A 24,228-nucleotide genomic window follows, 5' to 3' on the forward strand; every position below is an offset into this window, starting at 1 on the left:
GATGCGGGGGACGACCGGAGCCTTATGGTTACCGCCGGATATTCCCGGCGTTACGCGCTTACTTGACGCTGCCGACCGCCACCGCGCGACCATCCTGCAGCTTGACCCAGCGGCTCGGATCGTTAGCGGACTGACGCTTGAGGTAGGTGTATTCGGTATCGGCCCAAAGCATGACCTTGTTGCGCATGTTATCGAGGATGAAATCGCCGCGGTCCGTGCGGACCGTCAGCACCGCATGGCCTTCGCCATTCGGCTGCAGGACGACGGTGATCAGCAGATCGGAAGGCGAGAAGCCGGCATCTATCAGCATCTTGCGCTTCAGCAGCGCATAGTCTTCGCAATCGCCGGCGGTGCGCGGATAGGCCCAGCGTTCTTCGACACCGTAGATTTCCTTGTCGGTCAACGGCGTGATCGACGAATTGACCTGGTAGTTCGCTTTGAGGATCGTCTTCCAGCGTTCCTCCGTCAGAAGCAGCTCGCCTTGATCGCCGTCTTCATTGGCGCACTCGGTAGGCATTTCCTTGCAGAACTGGTAGGCACCGATCGGCGGGCTCGCATTTCCAAGGACCGTCATGTTGAGGGGGTTCGCTTGTCCCAAACCCGCCATCGCGATCAACATTGCACCGACGGCCAGACTGCCTTTGATGAAACTCGTTATTGTCATTTGTCGTGTCCCCGTTGTGAGGAGAACCTGACACAGACATTTTTATTCGACGCAAAATTACGCAGTTAAATTAAAGGCTTAGTTGATTCAAACACGCAGAGAAATCGACTAAAAACAAAATCGAATTCGCCTAAAATTCGAAGGGCTTTCGCGCTAAACTTGATTAAAATTGCTCCTTCCTCGGAAAGAGGTTCGGCGTTTAATCGCAGCATTTTGGGACAAGTTATTAACGCAGCGTCCGGATCCGAGGCTTTGGGAGGACTTCATTTACCATCTGGACTGCCGCCGCGATGGTCCGCGCCTAGATCATAATCGCGGTGCTGGCGGTGAAATTCGCCGATTGGCACGTTTCGGCAGCAAAATTATTATCGAGAAATTTTGCGGAAAAGCAGCTGTCGGATCCACGGCCCACGATCGATGAGATCTACTTTGCGGCTAGGCTCTGAAAAATTGCCATGCGCCCGCAAGCGGCTTCTCAAGGTCCAGCTGCCTTTGAGCAGGCGCCGAGTGACCAATCGGCAGGGCTGGGCGGGTGCGGCCGCCGTTGCGTTGATCGAGAGAATGATGTGCAACAGGCCGAGGGATCAAATTCGCGATAAGCGAACATCGAACAGCAGGCACCCGGGCGGCGCGCCTGCGGCACGATTAGAGAAATTCGCGCAGTGTTTCCCGCGACTGGATCGACAGGAATTCGATCGCAACGCCTTCCACGAAATGGCGTACGACGCGGCCGCGCATATTGCCGAGGCGGAGAGGTGTGCCAATGGGCGGACGCACCTCGACATCGACTGCAGCGCCGGAAAGCGACAGGTCCATGATGCGGCAGCTGTAGCGGGCGCCGTCTTCCAGCGTGATTTCGGTTTTCGTCTCGCGCGGCGTCAGGCGGTCGTGACGGCGGTCTTCCGGAAGGCCAAGCTCATGCTTGTTTGCAAGCCAAGTTAGCTGTGCTGCGAGCTTTTCGCGCTTGCGTTCGGTCGCATGGATCGACATGACAAAGCCACGACCATCGATCGTCTGCACATAGCCTTCGACGCGCCCGAGGTGATCGATATAGGCCACCACACGCTCGTTGGCACGAGGGCGGCCCAGGCAAGTCACGTACATGTCGCCCGGCGACATATCGATGACCAGGCACTCAAATTCCTCGTAGTTCGCCAGCATAAGCCGGCCCTGCATGTTGATTGGGACACGTTGAAAGGCACCTTGTTCGAGGCGAGGCGCAGTTCGTTGCGTCTGAACTTGCTGGAACGCGTGCATCAAAGGGCTTCTTCATGAAATACAACCAACCGATCATTACCCGGAATCCCTTAACAGAAGGTTGTTCAGATTCGTGCACTATGCACGCATTCAGTTGTGCCTAACCGAGCCTGGAACGCCGAATTCAGCAAATAGATTGGACATAACGCGTCGCATTGTGTCAGCGATCGACGGGGTACGCTCGTATAGCGGGTGCTCATCTCCGAACTCGGCATCCTTGAGCTCCCTGTCGGAGCCAAGCCCTTCGTGCAGTGATCGGATGCGATCGAGAGCGAGGAACTGGAGCGGCACGACTTCCAGCCAGCTTGATGCGACCGCGGGGGCGATAGCCCCTAGAAGTTTGTCGCATTGACACTCGTCCGAGCGAAGCGGCAGGAGGACAATTTCGAAGGAGGCACAATGGCCGGCCGCGGTGAAACCCGTGGCGTTGAGCAGCTCCGGCATCGCGTTGCTCATGAGGCCCGCGGCCATCTGTTCGATGTCGTCCTTCCCATGCGCCCAAAGCTCGGAAAACGGGACCCCACGGAGATCGCGACCAAAGAGATCGCAAATACGGGTTCCGGCAAGGCGGAATGCAATGCGGCCCGAATCACCTGTTTCGAGGAGAAACACGCTCGACAGAATCTGCCGCAAATGCGTTGGCTCGACCTGCGATCTCAACGGCGCAACGTCTTTGCCGCGGATCCGAGTCCAATATTCGAATAGGTCGATCGTCGTTTTGAGACGCATTGCTGCACCGGCTGTTTCATTTTGGATCAAAACACGGCCGTCATGGCCATGCGCTATGATGCTGTGCGTATCTCGTGCCAGCTCGGAGCAGTTAAGGTTAAGGAACGGTTTCGATTGAGCCGCGCATCGCGCCGTGACAATGTCTGTCCATCGCTTCCTGTCTTCGGGAAGTTCAGCACAGACTGTCGGGCGCGGATATCCTCGACGCTCGAAGCCGTCCGGTCTTTGCCGGACGGCTTTTTTTTTGACCTTTCGTCCTGTAAGGCTGTGCCGCAATCAATTGAGGACGAAGATGAACGAGCAGTCGGAGCCGCAAACGGCGATAGAGCCCCCGCCGCCGTCACCCATCTTCAACCTTCCGGGCCCGGTGCTCGCGGCACTTGCGCTGCTGGGGCTGATATATGCGGTTCAATCGCTGCTTCTATCCGGCAGTGGCCTCGACTGGCTGTTCTTCAATTTCGGCTTCATTCCGTTGCGCTACATCACGCCGCTTTCAGAGCAGGGCCCGCAACTTTTCTGGACGCCGATTACCTATTCGCTGCTTCACGGCAGTATAGAGCATATCGTTTTCAACGGGCTGTGGCTCATGGCCTTCGGCACACCGGTGGCGCGCCGGATTGGAACGTTTCGCTTCATCGTTTTCTGGGTGCTCTCGGCAACTGCGTCCGCCGCCTTCCATGCGGCCTTAGATTGGGGAGGGGCCACGCTGCTGATCGGCGCGTCGGGCGTGGTGTCCGGCCTGATGGGCGCTGCCTGCCGCTTTGCGTTCCCGCCTGAACAGCGGATGAGCGGGCCGGCGCATCTTAATCCGCGACTCTCGATGCTGGGAGCGTTTCGCAGCCGCACGGTCGTCGCCTTCATTCTCTTCTGGTTCGTGGGCAATCTCCTGATCGCCGTCGGCGTCCCGTTGATTGGCGACGGATCCCAGGCAATCGCCTGGGACGCCCATATCGGAGGCTTCGTTTTCGGCTTCGTTCTCTTCGGCTTTTTCGACCGGGAGCCACCCGAGCAGCCGCTCATTTCAGAGACATCGGATATATTGCAATCTTGAGCATTGGAGTGCACCATTCCTCCTGATCCGTGATGGGAGGAGAGCCGCCACGGATGCCTGTGATCAGTTGAAGTGTTTCACTTTCGACATAGGAGGTTCAAGAATGTCCAACTCAGTCAAGGCCATACTCGATGCGAAGGGCAGGGATGTCGTAACCGCCGGGCCAAACACGACCGTTGCCGAGGCGGCTGTGATTCTCAGCAAGAAGAAGATCGGCGCTATCGTTATCGTCGGGATGGAAAACAAGATTTCCGGGATTTTCACGGAGCGCGACGTCGTGCACGCGATCGCCAAGGCGGGGGCGGCCTGCCTCGATCAGCCGGTTGGCTCGCTTATGACCGCAAAGGTCTATCGGTGCCATGAAGATTCGACAGTGTATGACCTGATGGGGCTGATGACGAGCCGACGCTTCCGTCACGTTCCTGTCGAAACGAACGGCAAACTTGCCGGTATCATTTCGATTGGTGACGTCGTGAAGACGCGTATTGCTGAAGTCGAACTGGAAGCCGAACAGATCAAGGCCTACATCGCCGGCTGAATGCTTCGCCGGCGCCTAGAGAGAGCCGGCGAATAGTTCCTGCATCCGTTTCAACTCGGGAAGCCTCAGCTTGGCTTCTTCATAGCCGCGCTCAATCGCTTCTCCAGCGCGATGGAATTCCGAGAGGCCGATATCGCCGAGACGCGGCTGAAGCGATATGTCCGGCGGATCGCCCGCCAAGCGCGCACGCGCGATCCTATCCTGGATGATGTTGAAAGCCTGCACCATCACACCGGTCATGCCGAGCTTGGTATAGGGCACCTCCTCGCGTCGCTGGACTTCGGAGCGCGAGAGGGTTGCATTGTGCCGGACGACAGCCGATCGACCGTAAAGATCGTAGTTCAGATTGACGGCAACCACGAGCGGTTGCTCGTAGGCGCGACATACGGAAACGGGAACCGGATTGACCAGCGCGCCATCGACGAGTGTCCGTTGATTGCTGCGGATGGGTTCGAAAATGCCGGGGAGGGCATAGGAGGCGCGAAGAGCCGTAATTAGCGATCCGTTTGCGATCCAGACTTCGTGCCCGGTGTTTACTTCGGCGGCGACAGCCACGAATGGCCGGTCCAGATCTTCGACGTTGAGCCCCTCAAGATGCTCCTGCATGCGCTTCGTCAACCGCATGCCGCCGAACAGACCACTGCCGCCGATCGTCAGATCAAGCAGGCTCGCTATACGCCGCATCGTCAGCGAACGAGCGAATCCTTCCAGTTCGTCGAGCTTGCCCGCCAGATAGCAGCCGCCGACCAGCGCACCGATCGAGGTTCCGGCAACCATGCCGATCTCGATACCTTCTTCGTCCAGGGCGCGCAGAACCCCTATATGCGCCCAGCCGCGTGCGGCGCCGCCGCCCAGCGCAAGGGCAAGCTTGGTTCTCTTCGGGGCAGGCGGAGGAGATGCGGGAGCGTTCATGTCTGGCGCGGTCGGGGTGCTGGCATTGGACGCGCCCGCCTCGGAGCTTTGGCGGTACAATCCCCAATTCAGCATGGCTCGTATCCCTCCCGGCAAACAATTAAAAACGAACTATATTAGTGTCCCGCGTCCCTTTCCAATTCGTATATAGGCGTAGATTTTGGCCCAATAAGAGGCAACTGCCTGCTTTTATGACTCTTTACCGTAGACTTCGTCCGGATCGAACTGGAGCTCGTCATCGACGATTTCGAGCATCGGCTTGCCGTCTTCGAGGTTCACGGTCCTATAGAAGCAGGATCGGCGACCGGTGTGACAGGTGGCATCATGGCCTGCGACCTCGACCTTCAGCCAGATGGCGTCCTGGTCGCAGTCCGTCCGAATTTCCTTGACCATCTGGGTGTTGCCCGAGGTTTCGCCCTTGATCCAGAGCTTGCCCCGCGAGCGGCTGAAGTAATGAGCCTTCCCGGTCTGAATGGTCAGTGCGAGGGCCTGGGCGTTCATATGCGCCACCATCAGCAACTCGCCATCGGCGGAATCGGTGACAATCGCGGTGATCAGGCCGCGATCGTCAAAGCGTGGCGTGAAGTCGCCCGCGTCCTCAAGTTCTGATTTATCATCGGACGGCGCATTGAACGCAAAGGGCATCATCGCGGCTTTCTTAACTGAAGCCGTATTCAGCGGCTCCGGACCATGGACATGAATCGGGCTTGATCAGCCGGCTCAGTTTTGAACGTTCCGGTAAATGTTGTCGTCAATGTGGTCGAGCCCTGCTTTTGCACACCGCGCATCGCCATGCACATGTGTTCGGCCTCAATCATGACGGCTACACCGCGCGGAGTGAGCGTGTCGTCAATGGCCTTAGCGATCTGGGCGGTCATGGTTTCCTGCGTTTGCAGGCGACGACCGTAGATCTCAACGACGCGTGCGATCTTCGAAAGGCCCAGCACCTTGCCATCCGGCATGTAGGCAACATGGGCCTTGCCGATGATTGGAACCATGTGGTGTTCGCAATGAGAGAAGAACGGAATATCCCTCACCAGGACCATGTCGTCGTAGCCGGCAACCTCTTCAAAGGTACGGCCCAGCACATCTTCCGGGTCCATATCATAGCCGGCAAAGAGTTCACGATAGGCTTTGGCCACGCGTGCTGGCGTATCGAGCAGGCCTTCGCGCGTCGGATCGTCACCTGCCCAACGCAACAGCGTGCGGACGGCATCCTCTGCTTCTTTTTGGCTGGGCCGATCCGCATCGAGATCGGCGGGGGTCTGCGGAAAATTCTTGATGATGGCGTCCATATGTAACAGTCTCCTGATCCGCTTTGGCGGACCGTCTTTCGGACTAGCCACTGGCAATTCCACTCAAGGGAATTCATGCACCTTTGGCAGGCTCCGGGGCTTTCAGGGCTTGGTTTGCTGCCCTTCCGGCACGGTTTCCCAATCAAACTTAGCCGAGGCCATTGCATTTTTCTGGCCTTCGAACGACATACATATAGGAAAACGGCATCCTTATGTAAGTCTCCCGGCACGACACGCTGTGTTTTTCTTTTGTGCTACAATGAGTTTTGAGGCGCCGATCCGCATGAATTCTGGAGCGGAATCCACGATGGACGATATCTACAACAGCAAAATCCTGGAATTCGCGGGCAATATTCCGCTGATCGGCAGCTTGCCGGATGCGGACGCCAGCGCCCAGGCGCACTCCAAACTTTGCGGCTCCAAGGTCAAGATCTGGCTGAAGATGGACGGCGATACGGTCACCGCCTTCGCGCACGACGTCAAAGCCTGCGCGCTCGGACAGGCATCGTCTTCGATCATGGCCCGCCATGTGATCGGCGCCAGCGCGACTGAGTTGCGCAAGGCGCGAGAGGACATGCTGGCAATGCTGAAGGCGGACGGCGAGGGGCCGGAAGGCCGCTTCGAGGACATGCGTTATCTCCGCCCCGTGAAGGACTACAAGGCACGACATGCCTCGACGATGCTGACCTTCGACGCCGTCGTCGATGCGGTCAGCCAGGTCGAGGCCAAGCGCGGCGAAACCATCGAGGCCTGAGCGGCATAGCCGATGTGCAAATTCTGTTCGATCAATCGCGATGAGGACGAAGACGAGGGTGGCGCCGCCGCACCGCGTCGATCCACGCGCTCCTACTCCCGAAATTACTCCGGCCCGTTTCGGAAGACGGCCGGCAGGGTGCTGGGGATGGGTTTCATTCGCGCCTACCAGTTGACCCTCTCCGGTTTCATCGGCAATTCCTGCCGCCACATCCCGACCTGCTCGGAATACGGCTATGAGGCAGTCGCCCGTTACGGGCTGTGGAACGGCGGATGGATGACGCTCTTTCGCGTCGCGCGCTGCGGCCCGGGCGGCACCAGCGGGCTCGACCCGGTTCCTGAGCAGCTCGGCGAACGCTTTCACTGGTGGACGCCCTGGTGCTACCTCGCGCTTGGTCGCAAGGCGGGCTGAACGATGACGCAAGGTGCATTTCGGGTGTTTCGCCGTCGCCTCGACGTCCCCGATGCCTCGCTCAAGTATGTGGATGCGGCCGCGTCCAAGCACGAACTCGAAGATTTTGGCGAGGGCGCGGCAGAGTTCTGCAAAGCATGATCTACGTCGCGCTCCTGCACAGCATTGTGCTTGCGCCCGGTCGCCGCGTGGTGATGTCCGACCTTCGCGACATGGCCAAGGACATCGGGTACAAGAATCCGAGGACACTTGTCTCGACCGGGAACATCGTTTTCGAGGCCGATGCCGCCCTGCTCGCAGAGATCGAGGCGAAGCTGGAATCGGCCTTCAAGGCTCGTTTCGGCAAACCGGTCGATATCATCGTGCGCAAAGGTATCGACTGGTTGACCCTTGCGAAGTCCAATCCTTTTGCAGACGGCGAGGGCAGTCAGGTGATGGTGCGCGTCATGCGCAGGCCGCTTCCACCTACTGCCATGGAGGCGCTTCGCCCTTATGCCGATCTTAAGCAGCGAATGGCACTCACCGCCGGCGACCTTTGGATCGATTTTGCCGGCAAGCCGAGCGAGTGGAAGTTGCTCTCGGCACTGACGACCAAGCGAATGGGCGTCGGAACATTGCGGAACTGGAACACGGTGCGTGGCCTTGCCGAAATGATCGGCTAAGCTGGCTTTTTCTTTACTCAAGCAGCAAATCTCGGTATCAGGCGGCGGCGCATTCGTGCGGACGAAGCGCTTCATTGCAACCACCCGCATTCGTTGGCGGGACTGGACAAGGAGAATTCTAGATGTCCCAATCCGTTTCCCTGACATTTCCCGATGGTTCCGTGCGCAGCTACGATGCTGGCGCAACCGGCAAGGATGTCGCAGAATCCATTTCCAAGTCGCTTGCCAAGAAGGCAGTCGCGATCGCTATCGACGGTCAGGTCCGTGACCTTTCCGATCCGGTGACGGCAGGCGCAATTGAAATCATCACCCGCACCGACGGCCGCGCGCTGGAGTTGATCCGGCATGACGCAGCCCACGTGATGGCGGAAGCCGTGCAGGAGCTCTGGCCCGGCACGCAGGTCACGATCGGCCCTGTTATCGAGAACGGCTTCTACTACGACTTTGCCAAGAACGAGCCCTTCACACCCGACGATCTGCCGAAAATCGAAAAGAAGATGAAGGAGATCATTGCTCGCAACGCGCCGTTCACCAAGGAAGTCTGGGCGCGCGAGAAGGCCAAGGAAGTGTTCGCCGCGAAGGGCGAAAGCTACAAGGTTGAACTCGTCGATGCGATTCCGGCAGGCCAGGATCTGAAGATCTATTATCAGGGCGACTGGTTCGACCTCTGCCGCGGCCCCCATATGGCATCGACCGGCCAGATCGGGACGGCGTTCAAGTTGATGAAGGTGGCCGGCGCCTATTGGCGTGGCGACAGCAACAATCCGATGCTGACCCGCATCTACGGCACGGCATTTGCCGAACAGGCCGAACTCGACAACTACTTGCACGTGCTCGCGGAAGCCGAGAAGCGCGATCACCGCCGCCTCGGCCGCGAAATGGACCTCTTCCATTTCCAGGAAGAGGGTCCGGGCGTTGTCTTCTGGCACGGCAAGGGATGGCGCATGTTCCAGACGCTCGTCGCCTATATGCGCCGTCGTCTCGCCGAAGACTACCAGGAGGTCAATGCGCCGCAGGTGCTCGACAAGTCGCTCTGGGAAACCTCCGGTCACTGGGGCTGGTACCGCGACAACATGTTCAAGGTCACCGTCGCCGGCGACGATACGGATGATGACCGCGTGTTCGCGCTGAAGCCGATGAACTGCCCCGGCCATGTGCAGATCTTCAAGCATGGCTTGAAGTCTTATCGCGAACTGCCGATCCGTCTTGCGGAATTCGGCACAGTTCACCGCTACGAGCCGTCCGGTGCTCTGCATGGGTTGATGCGTGTGCGCGGCTTCACGCAGGACGATGCGCACATCTTCTGCACCGACGAGCAGATGGCAGCCGAGTGCCTGAAGATCAACGATCTGATCCTGTCGGTCTACAAGGACTTCGGCTTCGACGAGATCACCATCAAGCTCTCAACGCGCCCGGAAAAGCGTGTTGGTTCGGATAATCTTTGGGATCGCGCCGAAAGCGTGATGACCGACGTGCTGGACACGATCCAACACCAGTCGAACAACATCAAGACCGGCGTTCTGCCGGGCGAGGGCGCGTTCTATGGTCCGAAGTTCGAATATACGCTAAAGGACGCGATCGGCCGTGAATGGCAGTGCGGCACGACGCAGGTCGACTTCAACCTGCCGGAACGCTTCGGTGCCTTCTACATCGACAGCAATTCGGAAAAGACGCAGCCGGTGATGATCCACCGCGCGATCTGCGGTTCGATGGAGCGCTTCCTCGGCATCCTGATCGAGAACTTCGCAGGACATCTGCCGCTGTGGGTATCGCCGCAGCAGGTCGTCGTCGCGACGATCACGTCCGAGGCCGACGGCTATGGCGCCGAAGTCGCGGCAGCGCTGCGGGACGCCGGCCTGACCGTTGAGACCGACTTCCGTAACGAGAAGATCAACTACAAGATCCGCGAGCATTCCGTTACGAAAGTTCCCGTCATCATCGTCTGCGGGAAGAAGGAAGCGGAAGAGCGCACGGTCAACATCCGCCGTCTTGGCAGCCAGGAGCAAACCTCGATGTCGCTTGACGAGGCAATCGCAAGCCTCGGGCTCGAAGCCACGCCGCCGGACGTGCGCCGGAAGGCGGAAGCGAGGAAGGCAAAGGCAGCCTGAGCTGCCTCCAGCACGTGAATACAACACCGCCCGGTTTCTAAAAGAACCGGGCGGTTTTTCTTTGTCTGTGGCCCCCTAGGAGGCCGATCAGTCCGCGTCGGCGCCGGTGCCGCCCTGGAGCTGATCGTAGGTAGGTAGCGGTGCCTGCGTATTCGGCGAGCCGTCACTCGCTGGCGGTTGCTGATCCGGCTGAACCTGAACGGTTTTAGCGGCCTCTGTCGGTTCTTCGGGTTGCACGTCCTTCATAAGAACTTCGACGTCTGTGTTCTTGCCGGCTTCGACCTTGAAATCCCGCTGGTAGATCTTGTCCTTGTTTCGAGCGACGGCGGAGTATTCGCCTTCGGCGAGCACCATGGTCGGGAAAGCGCTGACGCTCTCGCCGACACTGTCGCCAGCGGCCGTCAGGATCGACCAGGCCGTATCGGCGATCGCTTCCCCACCGGCGTCGGACACGAGCTTGAACGTGATCTGTGCTGCCTTGTGCTGGATCGTTGCTTCCGTGAGCTTGCCTGCCTCCACCTGGATATCGGCGCGGATCGAGGCATTGGTGTCGCCGTATTCGGAGACGATGTGGTAGGTTCCGGCATTCAAGCGAACCACGGTGTTTGGCGGCACGTCAGCCATGACAAGACCGCGCTCGCCGTCCTCACGCACGTCGGCGGAGTAAATCGAGAAGCTGAGCTGATCCGGGCGAATGCGAACGTCCGTTCCCGAGACCGCGTTCAGCAGTAAGCCACCGGCTTCCAGCACCATCGTCTGCTTGTCGACCTGACCCTCTTCAGGAACCGTCAGCTTGCGCGTGACACCGGCGCGACCGAAAGAAACGTTGACGAAATAGTCTCCCGGCGCGAGCTGAAAATCCGCGGAGCCGCCTTGCGAGGACGCGATCAGCGGAAGCTTTCCGTCGGTGCCCGCTGCCGGGCTGAACACATACCAGGAGAGACCATCCTGAACAGGATCGCCGTTGGCGGTCAGTTTCGCCTCGAGCGCGATCTCGCGCAGCTTCGAGCCCTGCGGGGCGGTGCCCGGCGCGATGAAGGCATTCAGCTTCGGCATTTTCGCAGTCGTATCCAACTGCTTGAAGGTCTGGAAGGCGTCCTGCGCCTGGCTGCTTAAAGGCAGTAGGGCGGTCAAAACCAAGGCCAGGCTTATGCGTGCATATGGCGAAATGCCAACCATCTGTCGTGCGAACCAATTGACATCTGAAATCACAGAGGCCACTTCAAGACCAACGCGATGGCAAATTCAAGACCCATCCCAAATGCTGTCATGAAAATGGAAGTCTCTCCCGCATGAAATCCGATATCAAGCTGATCGACTATCTCGGTGTCCGTCGCTCTATTCCCGCTTTCCAGATGTGCGAGCCGGGCCCCGACAAAGCCGAGATCGAAGAGATTTTGCGCCTGGCCTCCCGCGTGCCCGACCACGGCAAGCTCGCGCCATGGCGCTTCATCGTCTATCGCGGCGAAGAGCGTGCCCGGATTGGCCAAGAGCTCCTCAAGCTCGCGCTCGAGGCCAAGCCAGAACTGTCTGAGGAAATGGTCCAGGTGGAGCGTACGCGCTTTACCCGCGCTCCTGTTGTCGTTGCCGTCGTCAGCAAGTCCGGCCCGCACATCAAGATTCCCGAGTGGGAGCAGCTGATGTCTGCTGGTGCTGTCTGCCTCAACATCATCTTCGCCGCCAATGCCCACGGCTGGGTCGCCAACTGGCTGACGGAGTGGTTCGCCTATGACGAGCGCGCCTACGAACTCCTGGGCGTCAAGTCGGGCGAAAAGATCGCTGGTTTCATTCACATGGGCTCAACGACGTTTCCGCCCGTCGAGCGCCCGCGCCCGGAACTGACCGAGACTGTGACCTGGGTTGGCGGAGGGGACTGATGTTCTATACCACCGATACGAACCGGCATGGCCTGTCGCACGATCCCTTCAAGGCCATTGTCTCGCCGCGTCCGATTGGCTGGATCGGCAGCAGGGGAAGCGACGGCTCGATCAACCTTGCACCGTACTCTTTCTTCAATGCGATTTCCGACCGCCCGAAACTCGTGATGTTTTCCTCCGCCGGTCTAAAGCACAGCCAGAGGAATGCGATCGAGACCGGCGAGTTCACCTGTAACTTTGTCAGCCGGAACCTGGTCGAGAAGATGAATATCTCATCTGCGGCCGTCGACTATGGCGTTGACGAGTTTGCTCTTTCCGGCCTCGCCGCCAGGAAGGGTGAGCTTGTCGACGCGCCCTACGTCGCCGAGGCCTTTGCCGTGCTCGAATGCAAGGTAACGGAGACCCTTGTGCCGAAGTCACTCACCGGTGAAAATTCCGAGAACATCATGATCCTCGGTCAGGTTGTCGGCATCCACATCGACGAGACGATCATTCGCGATGGGCGACTCGATATGGCGATCGCCAGGCCAGTCGCCCGCATGGGTTACATGGACTACAGCGAAGGCAGCGACGTGTTCGAAATGTTCCGGCCGCAGGTTTGACGTTGGCCGTCAGCGCTTAAGGAACATGGTGAACCAATCATAAACTTTTCCAAGATACCGTGATCTCACTGATTGGAATGCGAGAGAATCGCATTCGGGCATGGGGCACACGGGTGATCGTAGAAGCATTTCTTCGTTGGGCGGAAACTGCCAAGGCCGGAGACAGGGCCCGTGCGGCCAGTGCCCTCGGCAGAGCCTATCTGCAGTCCGAAATGGCAGCAGAAGAACGCGCCGCGGCCGAGATGGCCATGACTTTCCTGCTCGACGACCCATCCCCCAAGGTGAGGCTGGCGCTTGCCGAAGCAATCTCTTGGTCACCGGAGGCGCCGCGAGCGGTTATTCTCTCGCTGGCCGCGGATCAGCCGGAGATCGCCTGCCATGCGGTCACATGCTCACCCTTACTGTCGGACGCAGACCTCGTGGATCTCGCGGCCAGCGGCAGCGACATCACGCGAATGCTGATTGCCGCGCGCGGCACGATTTCACGGCCGGTTTCAGCCGCGCTCGCCGAGATCGGTGAAGAAGAGGCCGTCCTCTGCCTTCTCGAGAACGGCGGGGCGGCCATCGCGCCTTACTCTCTTAAAAGAATTGCCGAGCGGCTCGGCCATCACTGCGAAATCCGCAATCTGCTGCTGGAGCGCGGGGATCTTGCGGCGGACGCGCGTCAGTTGTTGACGCAGCATGTCAGCGCCGCCCTCGTTGGTCTGCCATTGGCGCTAGCGACGATCGATCCCGGCCGACTGCACAGGATCAGCAGAGAGGCCAATGAAACTGCCATCGTGTCGATTGCTGGCGAGATTACGCCGCGCGAGATTTCAGACCTTGTCGAGCATTTACGGGTTAGTGGCCACCTAACGCCGTCGTGCCTGATCCACGCTCTTTGCTCCGGAAAGGTCGAGTTCTTCGCAGGCGCCATCGTCAACCTGACTGGCTGCGAAGAGCGACGCGTTCGCTCCATTCTCGCAACCGGTCGCATGCACGCGGTGCGCGCCCTCTATGAGACGGCCGGCCTTTCCCGCGAGATCAGCACGATCTTCGTCGAAGCGACGCTGTTGTGGCGGGACGCATCGAAAGATCTGGCAGCGACGATGCTCGGCGACGTCTGCGGCAAGCTGCTTGAGAAGTTCCGCCGGCATGCAACGCATGGGGCCGTGCAGGAACTCCTGGAGATGATCGAAAGGCTGCACATCGCTGAACAGCGGCAGCATGCACGCGCTTATGCTCAATTTACGTCGCTCGCCGCAGCCTAGCGGTGCAGCCGCTTCGCCACCCAGGAATAGCTGCCCGAGACGAAGTGGACGGGTGAAGCCAGCGCTGTTTTCATTTCGCTACCGGACGGCAGGTACGCGCGCACCTCACTCGCCACCCGGTCAGCGAGGGCCGACAATCGACCCTGCGTTTCGGCTGGAACGGGCGGCGTCGGCGCGCTTTCCACGACCGCCTTTGGTGCTTCCGGGGAGGCAGGCTTCGGTGGCTCACAGACAGCAATTACCGTTGGGTAGCTGACATTCGTATAGCGCTTCAGCTGCCTTTCCGAATCGGCGTCGCACATGGCGACGGTCTGCCATTTCTGCTCAACCGTGGCGAGATAGTTGCATTGTGTGACCGAGTCGTTGCAGCCTAGGATCGTCATTGCAACCAGCACCGCTTGCATAATATCGCCTTTTGAATATTGAACCTTCGCCTCTTAGATGCTGAAATTCCAACAGAATGAAGGCGCCCCAACATTTTTTACGCGGGCGCCACAAGACAGGAAAAACCCGTGTCCATTACGATTGCATTGGAAACACCGCGCCAAGACGGCGTGCTCCGCTTGCTCGACATGTCCGACGCCTATGCCCAGTCTCTGTATCCGCCAGAAAGCAATCACCTCGTCGATGTATCGACCCTGGAGAAGCCGGCCGTCAGCTTCTTCGTCGCCCGCAACGAGGGTGCGATCGTTGGCTGCTGTGCACTGGTCGAGGCTGGCGACGGAACGGCGGAGATCAAGCGGATGTTCGTCGATCCCGGCGCCCGCGGCTTGAAAGTGGCAAGCAAGCTGATGGACGCACTCGAAACGACGGCCGCTGAAAAGAAGCTCCAAGCCGTCCGTCTTGAAACCGGCATTTACCAGCCAGAAGCGATCGCTCTCTACCGAAAGTACGGCTATGGCGAAATCGAAGCGTTTGGCAGCTACCTGCCAGACCCACTTAGCCTGTTCATGGAAAAGCGGCTGCCCTGATCATTCGGCCGCGCGAGACGCCGGCGGGGCCTGCTCGTCGATCATGACGTTCGGGCCGGTTTCGGCACTCCGGACCTCGTGCATCCATTCGCGCCAGATCGCCACAATGAGGGCCATCAGCACCGGCCCGATGAAGAGGCCGAGAAAGCCCATGGTTTTCACGCCGCCGACAAGGCCGAAGAAGGTCGGCAGGAATGGCAGCTTGATGGGACCGCCAACAAGCTTCGGACGAAGTGTCTTGTCGACAATGAACAGCTCGACCGTTCCCCAAACGAAAAGGCCGATGCCTGCGATATGTGAGCCACTGGCGAGCAGGTAGACAGACACCAGGGTAAAGGACAGCGGGGCACCACCGGGTATCAGGGCCATGATACCGGTCAGGACGCCGAGCGTGACGGGCGAGGGGACACCGGCGATCCAATAAGCGACGCCGAGCACGATGCCTTCGCCGATCGCGATCAGCGTCATGCCCATGACAGTCGAGCTGATGGTTGCCGGAACGACGCGGGAAATTCGCTCCCAGCGGTTCGGAAGAATGCGTTCGCCGAGCATATCGATCTGCTGCGAGAAGGAGGAACCATCGCGGTAGACGAAGAACAGCGCGATCAACATGAAGAGCAGCGTGAGGAGCAGGTGGAAGGCGCCACCGCCAGCTGCCAGAATCGCCCGATAGATGTTGCCGATATGGGCGCCGCTCACAGCCTGGATTAGCTCACCCATGGCACCGGGGCTGCCGATATATCTGGTCCACAGTTCATCGAGATACGGACCGGCAAAAGGCAGGGCGATGATCCACTGCGGGGTTGGCGCACCGGACCTGTTTGCGTGCACGGCCCAGGCCACCCATTCGCGCACCTCACCTGTCGTATAGGTGACGGCGAAAAAGATCGGCAACACGAGAAACGTCACGATCATCAGAATGGCGATGGTGGCGGCGACCGTTGTGTTTCCACCGACACGGCTGAGAAGCCGGCGATACAGCGGCCAGCTTGCAAAGCCGATGACAAGGGCGGCGAGAACCGGGACAGCAAAGCCGTAGAAGAAGTAGACGCCAGCAGCGACAACAAGCACGAGCAGCCAGCGCGCCGCGGAGATGGAGGGAATTAACGGCGTGCGGGCTGGGCCTGAGGGGCCGAGCCATCGCGGCTCTCGCTGGATGTTGTTGTTCGGAAGGCTCACGTCGTTCTTTTCCCCTGTTTTGGCTATGGATATGGGCCATGCGTCCCTCGGGCGCAAGCACAATGACCGATTCATGTCATCGACTGGCGCCCGTGAGACCACCGGCGATCCATACTACGCTCCCTAACGCTATTCTTCGCAATCAATATGACAGAAATCCTGCCACAGCGTTGCCAAAATACACTTGCGCGTTTACTTTGGATCCATGGATACAAACCTGATTGCAACGGCGCTGCGGCGCGAAATAGAAGGCGGGAGCCTGCCGCCAGGGACCGTCCTGAAACAAGAGCTCCTGGCAGAGCGGTTTGGCGTGAGCCGCCAGCCGGTACGCCAGGCGCTAGATCGGTTGCTAGCGTCAGGCCTGCTCGACCGGCGGCCTGACCGAAGCCTGGCCGTCGCCGGTTTGACGGAAGAGCAAGCACGTGAACTCGCCGAGATCCGCGCAGCCTTGGAGAGCATGGCGCTGCGCGCTGCGCTGCCGCTGCTCGGCGACAGCGACCTGCGCAAGGCGCGCCGTCTCAATGAAGATCTGATCGAAGAGGATGATCCGGCCACGCTGGAGGAGCTGGATGTCGCCTTTCATCGAACGCTCTACGGGCGATGTGGCAATCGCCGCCTTCTGTCCATGATCGACGAACTGCGGCGTGAATCGCGTCGTGCCTATCTGAGGCAGCCAAAGGGCTCCAACGAGCGTGTGATCCTCCACGCCGAGCATCGCGCCATCATAGACGCATGCGCGCGTCGCGACGAGGCTGAGGCACTGAAGGCCCTGTCGGGCCACCTGCAGATGACAACAGCGCGCCTGACGCGCAAGGGAGAATGAGAGATGACGACGTTTTCCGCGGAGGTCGCATGGGAGCGGGGCGCGGCAAGTTTTATCGACGGACGCTATAGCCGCGGGCACAGATGGAGCTTTGATGGCGGCGCCACCGTCGCTGCCTCCGCTTCGCCGCACAATGTGCCGTTGCCGTACGCGCTTGCCGAGAATGTTGATCCGGAAGAGGCATACGTTGCAGCACTGTCGAGCTGCCACATGCTCTTCTATCTCTGGCTGGCCTCAAAGAAGCGCATCCTGGTCGATAGCTATGTCGATGCGGCAACCGGCCTTATGGAAACTGTGCAGGGCAGGACAATGGTGAGCCGCGTGGAGCTTCGACCGCAGGTTACCTATGCCGGCGACAGGCCGAACCGAGAGATCGAACAGAAACTCCACCACGAAGCGCACGAGTTGTGCTTTCTTGCCAACTCCGTGAAGACGGAAATTACGGTGCGCCTCGACTAGCCGGTTCAGATATCGAGGTTTTCCGCAAAGGCGGCGCGATCCTGAATGAACCGGAAGCGCGCTTCCGGCTTCGTTCCCATCAGGTCGTCGACCGCCGTGCGCGTACCCTCGAAATCCACCTCGTCGATAATCACGCGCAACAGCGTGCGCTTGCCTGGGTCCATGGTGGTTTCTTTGAGCTGCGCCGGCAGCATTTCGCCAAGGCCTTTGAAACGGCTGATTTCGACTTTCGCCTTGCCCTTGAACTCGGTCTCCATCAGCTCGGCGCGGTGCGCATCGTCGCGGGCGTAAGCGGACTTCGCGCCCTGGGTGATCTTGTAGAGCGGCGGTACGGCCAGGAAGAGGTGACCGCCACGGACCAGCTCCGGCATTTCCTGATAGAAGAACGTGATCAGTAGCGAGGCAATGTGGGCACCGTCGACGTCGGCATCGGTCATGACGATGATGCGTTCGTAGCGAAGGTCTTCCTCACGATACTTCGAGCGCGTACCGCAACCGAGCGCCTGAACGAGATCGGCGAGCTGCTGGTTGGCGCCAAGCTTTTCGCGACCGGCACTGGCGACGTTGAGGATTTTGCCGCGCAGGGGGAGGATCGCCTGGTTGGCACGATTGCGAGCCTGCTTGGCCGAGCCACCTGCCGAGTCACCTTCGACGATGAAGAGTTCGGCACCCTGGGCGGTGTTCTGTGCGCAATCGGCTAGCTTGCCGGGCAGGCGCAGCTTGCGCACGGCGGTCTTGCGGTTGACTTCCTTTTCCTTGCGACGGCGCAGGCGTTCTTCCGCACGCTCTATAACCCAGTCGAGCAGCTTGGCTGCCTCGTTCGGATTGTCGGCAAGGTAGTGGTCAAAGGGGTCGCGGAGTGCGTTTTCAACGATCCGCTGGGCTTCGACCGTGGCGAGCTTGTCCTTCGTCTGGCCGACGAATTCCGGCTCGCGGATGAAGACCGAGAGCATGCCGACGGCGGAGATCATCACGTCATCGGTGGTGATCTGGGCAGCGCGCTTGTTCTGCGTCAGTTCGGCGTAATTCTTCAGGCCCTTGGTCAGCGCGATGCGCAGGCCCGCCTCGTGCGTGCCGCCTTCGGGCGTCGGGATCGTGTTGCAGTAGGAGTGGACCTGGGGATCGCCGCCGTACCAGGTGATCGCCCACTCCAGGGAGCCATGACCACTGGTCTTCTCGGTTTTCCCTGCGAATATCTCGCGGGTAACGGTGAATTCCTTGCCCATCGTCGCCTGCAGGTAATCCTTCAGGCCGCCGGGGAAGTGGAAGACCGCCTTGTCAGGTATCTCCGAGCCTTGCGGCAGAACGCCTTCCTCGCAACTCCAGCGGATTTCGACGCCGCCAAAGAGGTAAGCCTTGGAGCGTGCCATACGGAACACACGCCCGGCATCGAACTTCGCGTGCTCGCCAAAGATCTGCGGATCGGGGTGAAAGCGGACTCGCGTGCCACGACGATTGTGGACGTCGCCGAGTTCTTCCAGTTCGCCCTGGGGCAAACCGCGGGAAAAGCGCTGACGATATAGCTTCCGATTGCGCGCAACCTCGACTTCCAGCACGTCGGAAAGCGCATTGACGACGGAAACGCCGACGCCGTGCAGACCACCTGACGTCTCATATGCCTTGCCGTCGAACTTGCCGCCCGCGTGCAGCTTCGTCATGATGACTTCAAGGGTCGACTTCCCGGGAACTTGCGGGTGATTCTCGACGGGGATACCGCGGCCATTGTCGCTGACCGTCAAGTAGCCCTGCAGGTCAAGGTGAACCTCAATGAAGTTGGCGTGGCCGGCGACAGCTTCGTCCATCGAATTGTCGATGACTTCGGCGAAGAGATGGTGAAGAGCCTTTTCGTCGGTGCCGCCGATATACATGCCCGGCCGCATGCGGACGGGTTCAAGACCCTCGAGAACGCGGATCGAGGACGCGCCGTAGTCTTCCGACGTCGAGTTCACGGGCGCCGGACGCAGGGCGGGGGCAGCAGCCTTAGCGGGTGCGGCCTTTTGTGGCTCGGCAGACTTTGGAGCTTCCTCCTGCTTCGGTGTCAGGGGCAGTCCGGAAAAGAGGTCGTTGCTATCGTCCATGGGGCCGTTCAGATCTTTATCCTGTCGGGCAGGGGCCTTACGCCAAGCCTGACCCAAAATCACCGCATTTGATGTCACGTTTGCGAATCAGGCAGATTCTGCCAGAAAGCGCCTCGTTACGCGACGCCGCCCGATCAGGCGGACTTCCTTAGGAAGTGGTTTGCGTTGGCGGGCGTGGAATGGCAAGCGGCCAGAAGGCTCAGGGAACCATGCTCATGCGAATGTCCACAAGTCATTGCACCATTATTACCGCAATTGCGGCCTTTTTCCTGACGACGACGGCAAGCGGCCGAGCGGCCGAGAGCCTGCCGCCCTTTAAGGACGAGCTCTTCTCCACACAAAATGTGCTGCGGACGAGCGATAATGGCGCCCTTGACGTCATCGAATACGACGAGATGCGGGACATCAACGGCCGCGATCAGATACCCCAAAAGCGCGCCCAACAAAAATACGTGTCTCTCGGCGTCAAAAGGCAGCAGTCGGACGAGACCTTGCAGCTTGGTTCGCAAAGACTCGACGTCACCAGGGTGGGACAAAGCTCGGGAGCGGCATTTACGGTCATTTTCATTCACGGTCGTAACGGCGACCGGCGCCTCGGCGTGAACGACTACAGTTTCGGGGGCAACTTCAATCGCCTGAAAAACCTGGTCGCCGGCAATGGCGGTGTCTATTATTCGCCGACGGTCAAGAGCTTCGACAGCGATGGCGTCGCCGCGATCAAAGGGCTGATCCGCTACGCTTCCCAGCAGTCGCCCGGCAAGCCGGTCATTCTGGCGTGTGCGTCGATGGGCAGCCAGGTCTGCTGGGGCTTGAGCCGTGACCCCGCCAGCGTGAAAGCCCTCAAGGGAATGGTGATCCTCAGCGGCGTTACCGATCCGGACTTCGGCAAGAGCCCGTCCTTCAAGGCCAAACTGCCGCTTTGGTTCGCGCATGGCAGCCGGGATCCGGTCTATGCAGCGACAGACCAGCAGGCACTCTTCGAAAAACTGCTGAAGGGGGATTACCCTGCACATTTCACGCTCTATCAGACGGGAAATCACGGAACACCGATCCGGATGATCGACTGGCGCCGCACGCTGAACTGGATATTGGGTTCGTGACGACAGCCTAAGTCGCCTGACCGACGGGCGAGCGTCATGGCGGCCGCCTGGTCTATGATTTTCAGCAACATGGGCTCCGAATTTTAAGCATTTGCGCGACAAAAGGCCGTTATTTCCCTTAGGGAAGGTGCCCAAACCTTTTCATTGATCCCCGCTTTTGCTAAGGCCCCACGATACGTGGAAGATGGGAAGGCTGGCATGACACCTGACGTGCGTCCGCTTGTGGCGGGAAACTGGAAAATGAACGGCACGCGTGCCTCCCTCGACCAAATCAAGGCAATCGCCGAAGGTGTTCAGGGGCCACTTTCCGATAAGGTGGAGGCGCTGATCTGCCCTCCGGCAACGTTGCTTTATGTCGCCACTGCGCTCTGCACCGACAGCCCGCTGGCGATCGGCGCACAGGACTGCCACCAGAAGCCCTCGGGCGCCCACACCGGCGATATTTCGGCCGAAATGATCGCAGACTGCTTCGGCACTTACGTGATCGTCGGACATTCGGAGCGTCGCACCGACCATGCCGAGACCGACCATCTTGTTCGCGCCAAAGCGGAGGCTGCGTTCGCGGCCGACCTGACGGCAATCGTGTGCATCGGCGAAACGGCGGACGAACGCAAGGCAGGCCAGACCCTCGACATCATCAAGCGTCAGCTTTCCGCCTCGGTGCCGGATAGCGCGACGCCGGAGAATGCCGTCATTGCCTACGAGCCCGTCTGGGCGATCGGCACCGGCGTTACCCCAACCGTGGAAGACGTAGAGAAGGCGCACGCCTTCATGCGTTCCGAGCTCGTCGCCCGCTTCGGGGCGGCTGGCAAGAAGATCCGAATCCTCTATGGCGGCTCGGTCAAGCCAAGCAATGCAAGGGAGTTGATGGGCGTCGCGAATGTCGATGGCGCACTGATCGGCGGTGCAAGCTTGAAAGCGGCCGATTTCCTCGCCATCTACGGCGCATACGGAGCGCTGGTTGCTTAGAGCCGTGTATATTCCGAGCCTAAGGGCTTGGAATAGCGGATCACCTCATGTAAAGAGCGCCAGAATTTTACTTTATGCCCGCCGCGCGCGTGGGCAGGACTGGACCCATGCAGACCGTTTTGATTGTCATCCATCTCATGATCGTGCTGGCGCTTGTCGGCGTCGTGCTCATTCAGCGCTCGGAAGGCGGCGGCCTCGGCATCGGCGGCGGCTCGGGCTTCATGTCTGCCCGTGGCACGGCCAATGCGCTGACACGCACGACCGCGATCCTGGCGACGCTGTTCTTCATCACGTCGCTCGGCCTCGGCATTCTCAACCGCTATGAAAGCCGTCCGACGGATATTCTGAACCGTATTCCGGCGACGAGCGGTGAGGGCAAGGGTATTCTCGACTCGCTCGGCGGCCAGAACGGCAATGCCGCTCCGGCTGCACCGGCCGCGCAGAACAACAACGGCGTTCCGACCGGCGGTGAGACCGCTCCGGCTCCGGCAGCAACTGCTCCGGCCGCACCGGCACCTGCCGAAACGGCTCCGTCTACTCAAACTGCTCCGGCAGCACCGCAGGCGGCTACGCCTTCCGCTCCGGCGCCCGCCACCGTCCCAAGCGGACAGTAAGCGGCACACAGCATCAACCGCCGGCAGGCCCTCGGGTCTGCCGGTTTTCTTTTGTTCAGATTCCGCGCTGGCACCAAAAGTTCTGGAAAAGAATTTTTGGGCTGGTGGAATCGTTTTTGAAAAGGTATCCGGTGACTCCCATGGCGCGATACGTATTTATCACTGGCGGCGTGGTTTCCTCTCTCGGTAAAGGAATTGCGGCCGCGGCTCTCGGAGCGTTGCTGCAGGCCCGTGGTTATCGGGTGCGGCTTCGCAAACTCGACCCCTATCTGAACGTGGACCCGGGCACCATGAGCCCGACCCAGCACGGCGAAGTCTTCGTCACCGATGACGGTGCCGAAACGGATCTCGATCTCGGCCACTACGAGCGCTTTACCGGGCGTTCGGCGACCAAGACCGACAACATCACCACCGGACGCATCTACAAGAACATCATCGACAAGGAACGCCGCGGCGACTATCTCGGCGCGACCGTTCAGGTCATTCCGCACGTCACCAACGAGATCAAGGACTTCGTCACCGAAGGCAACGGCGACTACGACTTCGTCATCTGCGAGATCGGCGGCACGGTCGGCGATATCGAGGCGATGCCGTTCATGGAAGCGATCCGCCAGCTCGGCAACGACCTGCCGCGCGGCACTGCGATCTACGTCCACCTGACGCTGATGCCGTATATTCCGGCTGCCGGCGAACTGAAGACCAAGCCAACCCAGCACTCCGTCAAGGAACTGCAGGCGCTCGGCATTCATCCGGACATCCTGCTGGTGCGCGCCGACCGCGAAATTCCGGAAGCGGAACGCCGCAAGCTGTCGCTCTTCTGCAACGTCCGTCCGTCCGCGGTGATCCAGGCGCTCGACGTCGCCAACATCTACGACGTCCCGATGGCCTACCACAAGGAAGGGCTCGACAACGAAGTGCTGGCAGCCTTCGGCATCGAGCCGGCACCTAAGCCCCGCCTTGACCAATGGGAAGAGGTCTGCAACCGCATCCGCACGCCTGAGGGCGAGGTCACGATTGCCATCGTCGGCAAGTACACCGGCCTCAAGGATGCCTACAAGTCGCTGATCGAAGCGCTGCATCACGGCGGCATAGCCAATCGCGTCAAGGTCAACCTGGAATGGATCGAATCTGAGGTCTTCGAAAAGGAAGACCCGGCGCCGTATCTCGAGAAGGTCCATGGCATCCTCGTTCCCGGCGGGTTCGGCGAGCGCGGCTCGGAAGGCAAGATCCATGCGGCCCGCTTCGCACGCGAACGGAAGGTACCGTATTTCGGGATCTGCTTTGGCATGCAGATGGCCGTCATTGAAGCCGCCCGCAACCTTGCCGGCGTGGAAAGCGCCTCGTCGACCGAGTTCGGCCCGACGAAGGAGCCCGTTGTCGGCCTGATGACCGAATGGGTGAAGGGCAATGAGCTGCAGAAGCGCACGGAAGCGGGCGATCTCGGCGGCACGATGCGCCTCGGCGCCTACAAGGCTGCGTTGAAGAAGGATACGAAGATCTCGGAGATCTACGGTTCGACCGATATTTCCGAGCGCCATCGCCATCGCTACGAAGTCAACATCGACTACAAGGACCGTTTGGAAGACTGCGGTCTCGTCTTTTCGGGAATGTCACCGGACGGTGTACTGCCCGAGACGATCGAGTATGCTGAGCATCCCTGGTTCATCGGCGTTCAGTACCATCCGGAACTGAAGAGCCGTCCTCTCGACCCGCATCCGCTCTTCGCAAGCTTCATCGAAGCCGCAACCGAACAGAGCCGCCTAGTCTGACCTTCAAGAGGCCGCCTCAACGAGGCGGCCTTATACATTGCGAGGCCGGTGCATCGGTTATGATGCACCGGCCTCGTTTGCCATTGAGGTGATTGCAACACCGCAGTGACGATGCGCAGAGCGGTTGGTCCTAGCGGGCCTGAACTTTCGTTCGTA

At 59.8% G+C, this 24,228-nt stretch carries 27 protein-coding genes; 17 read left to right on the plus strand and 10 right to left on the minus strand.

All coding sequences use genetic code 11. From position 1 onward, the window contains the following. Window positions 1-58 precede the first annotated feature (58 nt). From IB248_RS28050 to IB248_RS28060, 3 genes are all read right to left on the minus strand, one after another. Window positions 59-664 (minus strand): transglutaminase-like cysteine peptidase, encoded by a 606-nt coding sequence (locus IB248_RS28050; protein WP_192241970.1) that lies wholly within the window; start codon window positions 662-664, stop codon window positions 59-61. A 645-nt stretch (window positions 665-1,309) separates the two neighbouring features. Next, a complete protein-coding gene (locus IB248_RS28055) occupies window positions 1,310-1,921 on the minus strand; it encodes a PilZ domain-containing protein (protein ID WP_018854964.1) in 612 nt (203 codons plus the stop codon). A 90-nt stretch (window positions 1,922-2,011) separates the two neighbouring features. Next, the gene (locus IB248_RS28060) at window positions 2,012-2,650 is read right to left on the minus strand and encodes a PAS domain-containing protein (RefSeq protein ID WP_113470436.1); all 639 of its coding nucleotides are present in this window, start codon (window positions 2,648-2,650) and stop codon (window positions 2,012-2,014) included. Between the two features lie 292 nt (window positions 2,651-2,942). On the opposite strand from IB248_RS28060, the gene IB248_RS28065 reads away from it, so the two are divergent. After that, entirely contained in the window at window positions 2,943-3,701 is a 759-nt protein-coding gene (locus IB248_RS28065) for a rhomboid family intramembrane serine protease (protein ID WP_192241971.1), read from the plus strand. 103 nt (window positions 3,702-3,804) lie between these two features. After that, entirely contained in the window at window positions 3,805-4,239 is a 435-nt protein-coding gene (locus tag IB248_RS28070; protein WP_018854967.1) for a CBS domain-containing protein, read from the plus strand. Window positions 4,240-4,254: 15 nt separating this feature from the next. Here the strand turns inward: IB248_RS28070 and IB248_RS28075 are convergent, their stop codons facing one another. From IB248_RS28075 to folE, 3 genes are all read right to left on the minus strand, one after another. Further along, window positions 4,255-5,226, minus strand: coding sequence for a patatin-like phospholipase family protein (locus IB248_RS28075; RefSeq protein WP_112660177.1), 972 nt, complete (start codon window positions 5,224-5,226; stop codon window positions 4,255-4,257). Between the two features lie 114 nt (window positions 5,227-5,340). Then, complete coding sequence (hisI, locus tag IB248_RS28080) at window positions 5,341-5,799, minus strand: phosphoribosyl-AMP cyclohydrolase (RefSeq protein WP_018854969.1); 459 nt, start codon at window positions 5,797-5,799, stop codon at window positions 5,341-5,343. A 26-nt stretch (window positions 5,800-5,825) separates the two neighbouring features. Continuing rightward, window positions 5,826-6,446 carry a GTP cyclohydrolase I FolE gene (folE, locus tag IB248_RS28085; protein WP_018854970.1) on the minus strand — a complete coding sequence of 207 codons (621 nt, stop codon included), beginning with the start codon at window positions 6,444-6,446 and terminating at the stop codon, window positions 5,826-5,828. Between the two features lie 307 nt (window positions 6,447-6,753). Between folE and IB248_RS28090 the strand changes: the two genes are divergently transcribed. The 5 genes from IB248_RS28090 to thrS all read left to right on the plus strand — a co-directional run bounded on the left by IB248_RS28090 (window position 6,754) and on the right by thrS (window position 10,381). Next, complete coding sequence (locus IB248_RS28090) at window positions 6,754-7,200, plus strand: iron-sulfur cluster assembly scaffold protein (protein ID WP_018854971.1); 447 nt, start codon at window positions 6,754-6,756, stop codon at window positions 7,198-7,200. A 12-nt stretch (window positions 7,201-7,212) separates the two neighbouring features. Beyond that, window positions 7,213-7,611: a membrane protein insertion efficiency factor YidD gene (yidD, locus tag IB248_RS28095; RefSeq protein ID WP_192241972.1), complete on the plus strand. Its 399-nt coding sequence runs from the start codon at window positions 7,213-7,215 to the stop codon at window positions 7,609-7,611. Between the two features lie 3 nt (window positions 7,612-7,614). Further along, on the plus strand, window positions 7,615-7,752 hold the full coding sequence (locus tag IB248_RS28100; RefSeq protein ID WP_162763407.1) for a hypothetical protein: 138 nt from the start codon (window positions 7,615-7,617) through the stop codon (window positions 7,750-7,752). Further along, window positions 7,749-8,273, plus strand: a complete 525-nt coding sequence (locus IB248_RS28105; RefSeq protein WP_192241973.1) for a DUF1697 domain-containing protein — start codon at window positions 7,749-7,751, stop codon at window positions 8,271-8,273. The genes IB248_RS28100 and IB248_RS28105 overlap by 4 nt, the downstream gene beginning before the upstream one ends. A 122-nt stretch (window positions 8,274-8,395) precedes the next feature. Then, window positions 8,396-10,381 (plus strand): threonine--tRNA ligase, encoded by a 1,986-nt coding sequence (thrS, locus tag IB248_RS28110; protein WP_192241974.1) that lies wholly within the window; start codon window positions 8,396-8,398, stop codon window positions 10,379-10,381. Window positions 10,382-10,468: 87 nt separating this feature from the next. On the opposite strand, the gene IB248_RS28115 is transcribed toward thrS, so the two are convergent. Then, complete coding sequence (locus IB248_RS28115; protein ID WP_037089063.1) at window positions 10,469-11,560, minus strand: hypothetical protein; 1,092 nt, start codon at window positions 11,558-11,560, stop codon at window positions 10,469-10,471. Between the two features lie 113 nt (window positions 11,561-11,673). On the opposite strand from IB248_RS28115, the gene IB248_RS28120 reads away from it, so the two are divergent. The 3 genes from IB248_RS28120 to IB248_RS28130 all read left to right on the plus strand — a co-directional run bounded on the left by IB248_RS28120 (window position 11,674) and on the right by IB248_RS28130 (window position 14,110). Beyond that, window positions 11,674-12,258, plus strand: coding sequence for a nitroreductase (locus IB248_RS28120; protein WP_018854977.1), 585 nt, complete (start codon window positions 11,674-11,676; stop codon window positions 12,256-12,258). Next, window positions 12,258-12,860, plus strand: coding sequence for a flavin reductase family protein (locus tag IB248_RS28125; protein ID WP_113470431.1), 603 nt, complete (start codon window positions 12,258-12,260; stop codon window positions 12,858-12,860). Before IB248_RS28120 ends, IB248_RS28125 begins: the two co-directional genes overlap by 1 nt. A gap of 77 nt (window positions 12,861-12,937) precedes the next feature. After that, entirely contained in the window at window positions 12,938-14,110 is a 1,173-nt protein-coding gene (locus IB248_RS28130) for a DUF2336 domain-containing protein (RefSeq protein ID WP_192241976.1), read from the plus strand. Here the strand turns inward: IB248_RS28130 and IB248_RS28135 are convergent. Beyond that, window positions 14,107-14,514, minus strand: a complete 408-nt coding sequence (locus tag IB248_RS28135; protein ID WP_113164078.1) for a hypothetical protein — start codon at window positions 14,512-14,514, stop codon at window positions 14,107-14,109. The genes IB248_RS28130 and IB248_RS28135 overlap by 4 nt on opposite strands. Window positions 14,515-14,622: 108 nt before the next feature. Between IB248_RS28135 and IB248_RS28140 the strand changes: the two genes are divergently transcribed. Beyond that, the gene (locus IB248_RS28140) at window positions 14,623-15,081 is read left to right on the plus strand and encodes a GNAT family N-acetyltransferase (RefSeq protein WP_018854981.1); all 459 of its coding nucleotides are present in this window, start codon (window positions 14,623-14,625) and stop codon (window positions 15,079-15,081) included. Here IB248_RS28140 and IB248_RS28145 read toward each other — a convergent pair whose 3' ends face one another. Continuing rightward, complete coding sequence (locus IB248_RS28145; protein ID WP_018854982.1) at window positions 15,082-16,260, minus strand: AI-2E family transporter; 1,179 nt, start codon at window positions 16,258-16,260, stop codon at window positions 15,082-15,084. Window positions 16,261-16,465: 205 nt separating this feature from the next. Here IB248_RS28145 and IB248_RS28150 point away from each other — a divergent pair, with 205 nt between their 5' ends. Together IB248_RS28150 and IB248_RS28155 are read left to right on the plus strand one after the other, a co-directional pair. After that, entirely contained in the window at window positions 16,466-17,083 is a 618-nt protein-coding gene (locus IB248_RS28150) for a GntR family transcriptional regulator (protein WP_113470429.1), read from the plus strand. Between the two features lie 3 nt (window positions 17,084-17,086). Next, entirely contained in the window at window positions 17,087-17,542 is a 456-nt protein-coding gene (locus IB248_RS28155) for an OsmC family protein (RefSeq protein WP_192241975.1), read from the plus strand. Between the two features lie 5 nt (window positions 17,543-17,547). Here IB248_RS28155 and parE read toward each other — a convergent pair whose 3' ends face one another. Then, complete coding sequence (gene parE / locus IB248_RS28160) at window positions 17,548-19,620, minus strand: DNA topoisomerase IV subunit B (RefSeq protein WP_062370902.1); 2,073 nt, start codon at window positions 19,618-19,620, stop codon at window positions 17,548-17,550. A 215-nt stretch (window positions 19,621-19,835) separates the two neighbouring features. Here parE and IB248_RS28165 point away from each other — a divergent pair, with 215 nt between their 5' ends. From IB248_RS28165 to IB248_RS28180, 4 genes are all read left to right on the plus strand, one after another. Next, on the plus strand, window positions 19,836-20,720 hold the full coding sequence (locus IB248_RS28165; protein WP_113470459.1) for an alpha/beta hydrolase: 885 nt from the start codon (window positions 19,836-19,838) through the stop codon (window positions 20,718-20,720). 198 nt (window positions 20,721-20,918) lie between these two features. Next, on the plus strand, window positions 20,919-21,689 hold the full coding sequence (tpiA, locus tag IB248_RS28170) for a triose-phosphate isomerase (RefSeq protein ID WP_026371493.1): 771 nt from the start codon (window positions 20,919-20,921) through the stop codon (window positions 21,687-21,689). Between the two features lie 107 nt (window positions 21,690-21,796). Continuing rightward, window positions 21,797-22,303, plus strand: a complete 507-nt coding sequence (gene secG, locus IB248_RS28175; RefSeq protein ID WP_169680298.1) for a preprotein translocase subunit SecG — start codon at window positions 21,797-21,799, stop codon at window positions 22,301-22,303. Between the two features lie 140 nt (window positions 22,304-22,443). Continuing rightward, the gene (locus IB248_RS28180) at window positions 22,444-24,072 is read left to right on the plus strand and encodes a CTP synthase (protein ID WP_018854989.1); all 1,629 of its coding nucleotides are present in this window, start codon (window positions 22,444-22,446) and stop codon (window positions 24,070-24,072) included. The last annotated feature ends 156 nt before the right edge of the window (window positions 24,073-24,228 follow it).

Origin of the sequence: Rhizobium sp. RHZ01, assembly GCF_014851595.1 — a bacterium.
GTDB lineage: Bacteria > Pseudomonadota > Alphaproteobacteria > Rhizobiales > Rhizobiaceae > Rhizobium > Rhizobium altiplani.

Excerpts from the sequence above, each read along its gene's own strand:
- IB248_RS28065 (WP_192241971.1), top strand. The coding sequence starts at position 2,943 with ATGAACGAGCAGTCGGAGCCGCAAACGGCGATAGAGCCCCCGCCGCCG.
- hisI (WP_018854969.1), bottom strand. The coding sequence starts at position 5,799 with ATGATGCCCTTTGCGTTCAATGCGCCGTCCGATGATAAATCAGAACTT.
- IB248_RS28075 (WP_112660177.1), bottom strand. The coding sequence starts at position 5,226 with ATGCTGAATTGGGGATTGTACCGCCAAAGCTCCGAGGCGGGCGCGTCC.
- IB248_RS28055 (WP_018854964.1), bottom strand. The coding sequence starts at position 1,921 with ATGCACGCGTTCCAGCAAGTTCAGACGCAACGAACTGCGCCTCGCCTC.
- IB248_RS28125 (WP_113470431.1), top strand. The coding sequence starts at position 12,258 with ATGTTCTATACCACCGATACGAACCGGCATGGCCTGTCGCACGATCCC.
- IB248_RS28150 (WP_113470429.1), top strand. The coding sequence starts at position 16,466 with ATGGATACAAACCTGATTGCAACGGCGCTGCGGCGCGAAATAGAAGGC.
- IB248_RS28070 (WP_018854967.1), top strand. The coding sequence starts at position 3,805 with ATGTCCAACTCAGTCAAGGCCATACTCGATGCGAAGGGCAGGGATGTC.
- tpiA (WP_026371493.1), top strand. The coding sequence starts at position 20,919 with ATGACACCTGACGTGCGTCCGCTTGTGGCGGGAAACTGGAAAATGAAC.
- folE (WP_018854970.1), bottom strand. The coding sequence starts at position 6,446 with ATGGACGCCATCATCAAGAATTTTCCGCAGACCCCCGCCGATCTCGAT.
- parE (WP_062370902.1), bottom strand. The coding sequence starts at position 19,620 with ATGGACGATAGCAACGACCTCTTTTCCGGACTGCCCCTGACACCGAAG.
- IB248_RS28050 (WP_192241970.1), bottom strand. The coding sequence starts at position 664 with ATGACAATAACGAGTTTCATCAAAGGCAGTCTGGCCGTCGGTGCAATG.
- IB248_RS28135 (WP_113164078.1), bottom strand. The coding sequence starts at position 14,514 with ATGCAAGCGGTGCTGGTTGCAATGACGATCCTAGGCTGCAACGACTCG.
- IB248_RS28060 (WP_113470436.1), bottom strand. The coding sequence starts at position 2,650 with ATGCGTCTCAAAACGACGATCGACCTATTCGAATATTGGACTCGGATC.
- thrS (WP_192241974.1), top strand. The coding sequence starts at position 8,396 with ATGTCCCAATCCGTTTCCCTGACATTTCCCGATGGTTCCGTGCGCAGC.
- yidD (WP_192241972.1), top strand. The coding sequence starts at position 7,213 with ATGTGCAAATTCTGTTCGATCAATCGCGATGAGGACGAAGACGAGGGT.
- IB248_RS28090 (WP_018854971.1), top strand. The coding sequence starts at position 6,754 with ATGGACGATATCTACAACAGCAAAATCCTGGAATTCGCGGGCAATATT.
- IB248_RS28155 (WP_192241975.1), top strand. The coding sequence starts at position 17,087 with ATGACGACGTTTTCCGCGGAGGTCGCATGGGAGCGGGGCGCGGCAAGT.
- IB248_RS28180 (WP_018854989.1), top strand. The coding sequence starts at position 22,444 with ATGGCGCGATACGTATTTATCACTGGCGGCGTGGTTTCCTCTCTCGGT.
- IB248_RS28115 (WP_037089063.1), bottom strand. The coding sequence starts at position 11,560 with ATGGTTGGCATTTCGCCATATGCACGCATAAGCCTGGCCTTGGTTTTG.
- IB248_RS28120 (WP_018854977.1), top strand. The coding sequence starts at position 11,674 with ATGAAATCCGATATCAAGCTGATCGACTATCTCGGTGTCCGTCGCTCT.
- IB248_RS28105 (WP_192241973.1), top strand. The coding sequence starts at position 7,749 with ATGATCTACGTCGCGCTCCTGCACAGCATTGTGCTTGCGCCCGGTCGC.
- IB248_RS28130 (WP_192241976.1), top strand. The coding sequence starts at position 12,938 with ATGCGAGAGAATCGCATTCGGGCATGGGGCACACGGGTGATCGTAGAA.
- IB248_RS28165 (WP_113470459.1), top strand. The coding sequence starts at position 19,836 with ATGCGAATGTCCACAAGTCATTGCACCATTATTACCGCAATTGCGGCC.
- secG (WP_169680298.1), top strand. The coding sequence starts at position 21,797 with ATGCAGACCGTTTTGATTGTCATCCATCTCATGATCGTGCTGGCGCTT.
- IB248_RS28100 (WP_162763407.1), top strand. The coding sequence starts at position 7,615 with ATGACGCAAGGTGCATTTCGGGTGTTTCGCCGTCGCCTCGACGTCCCC.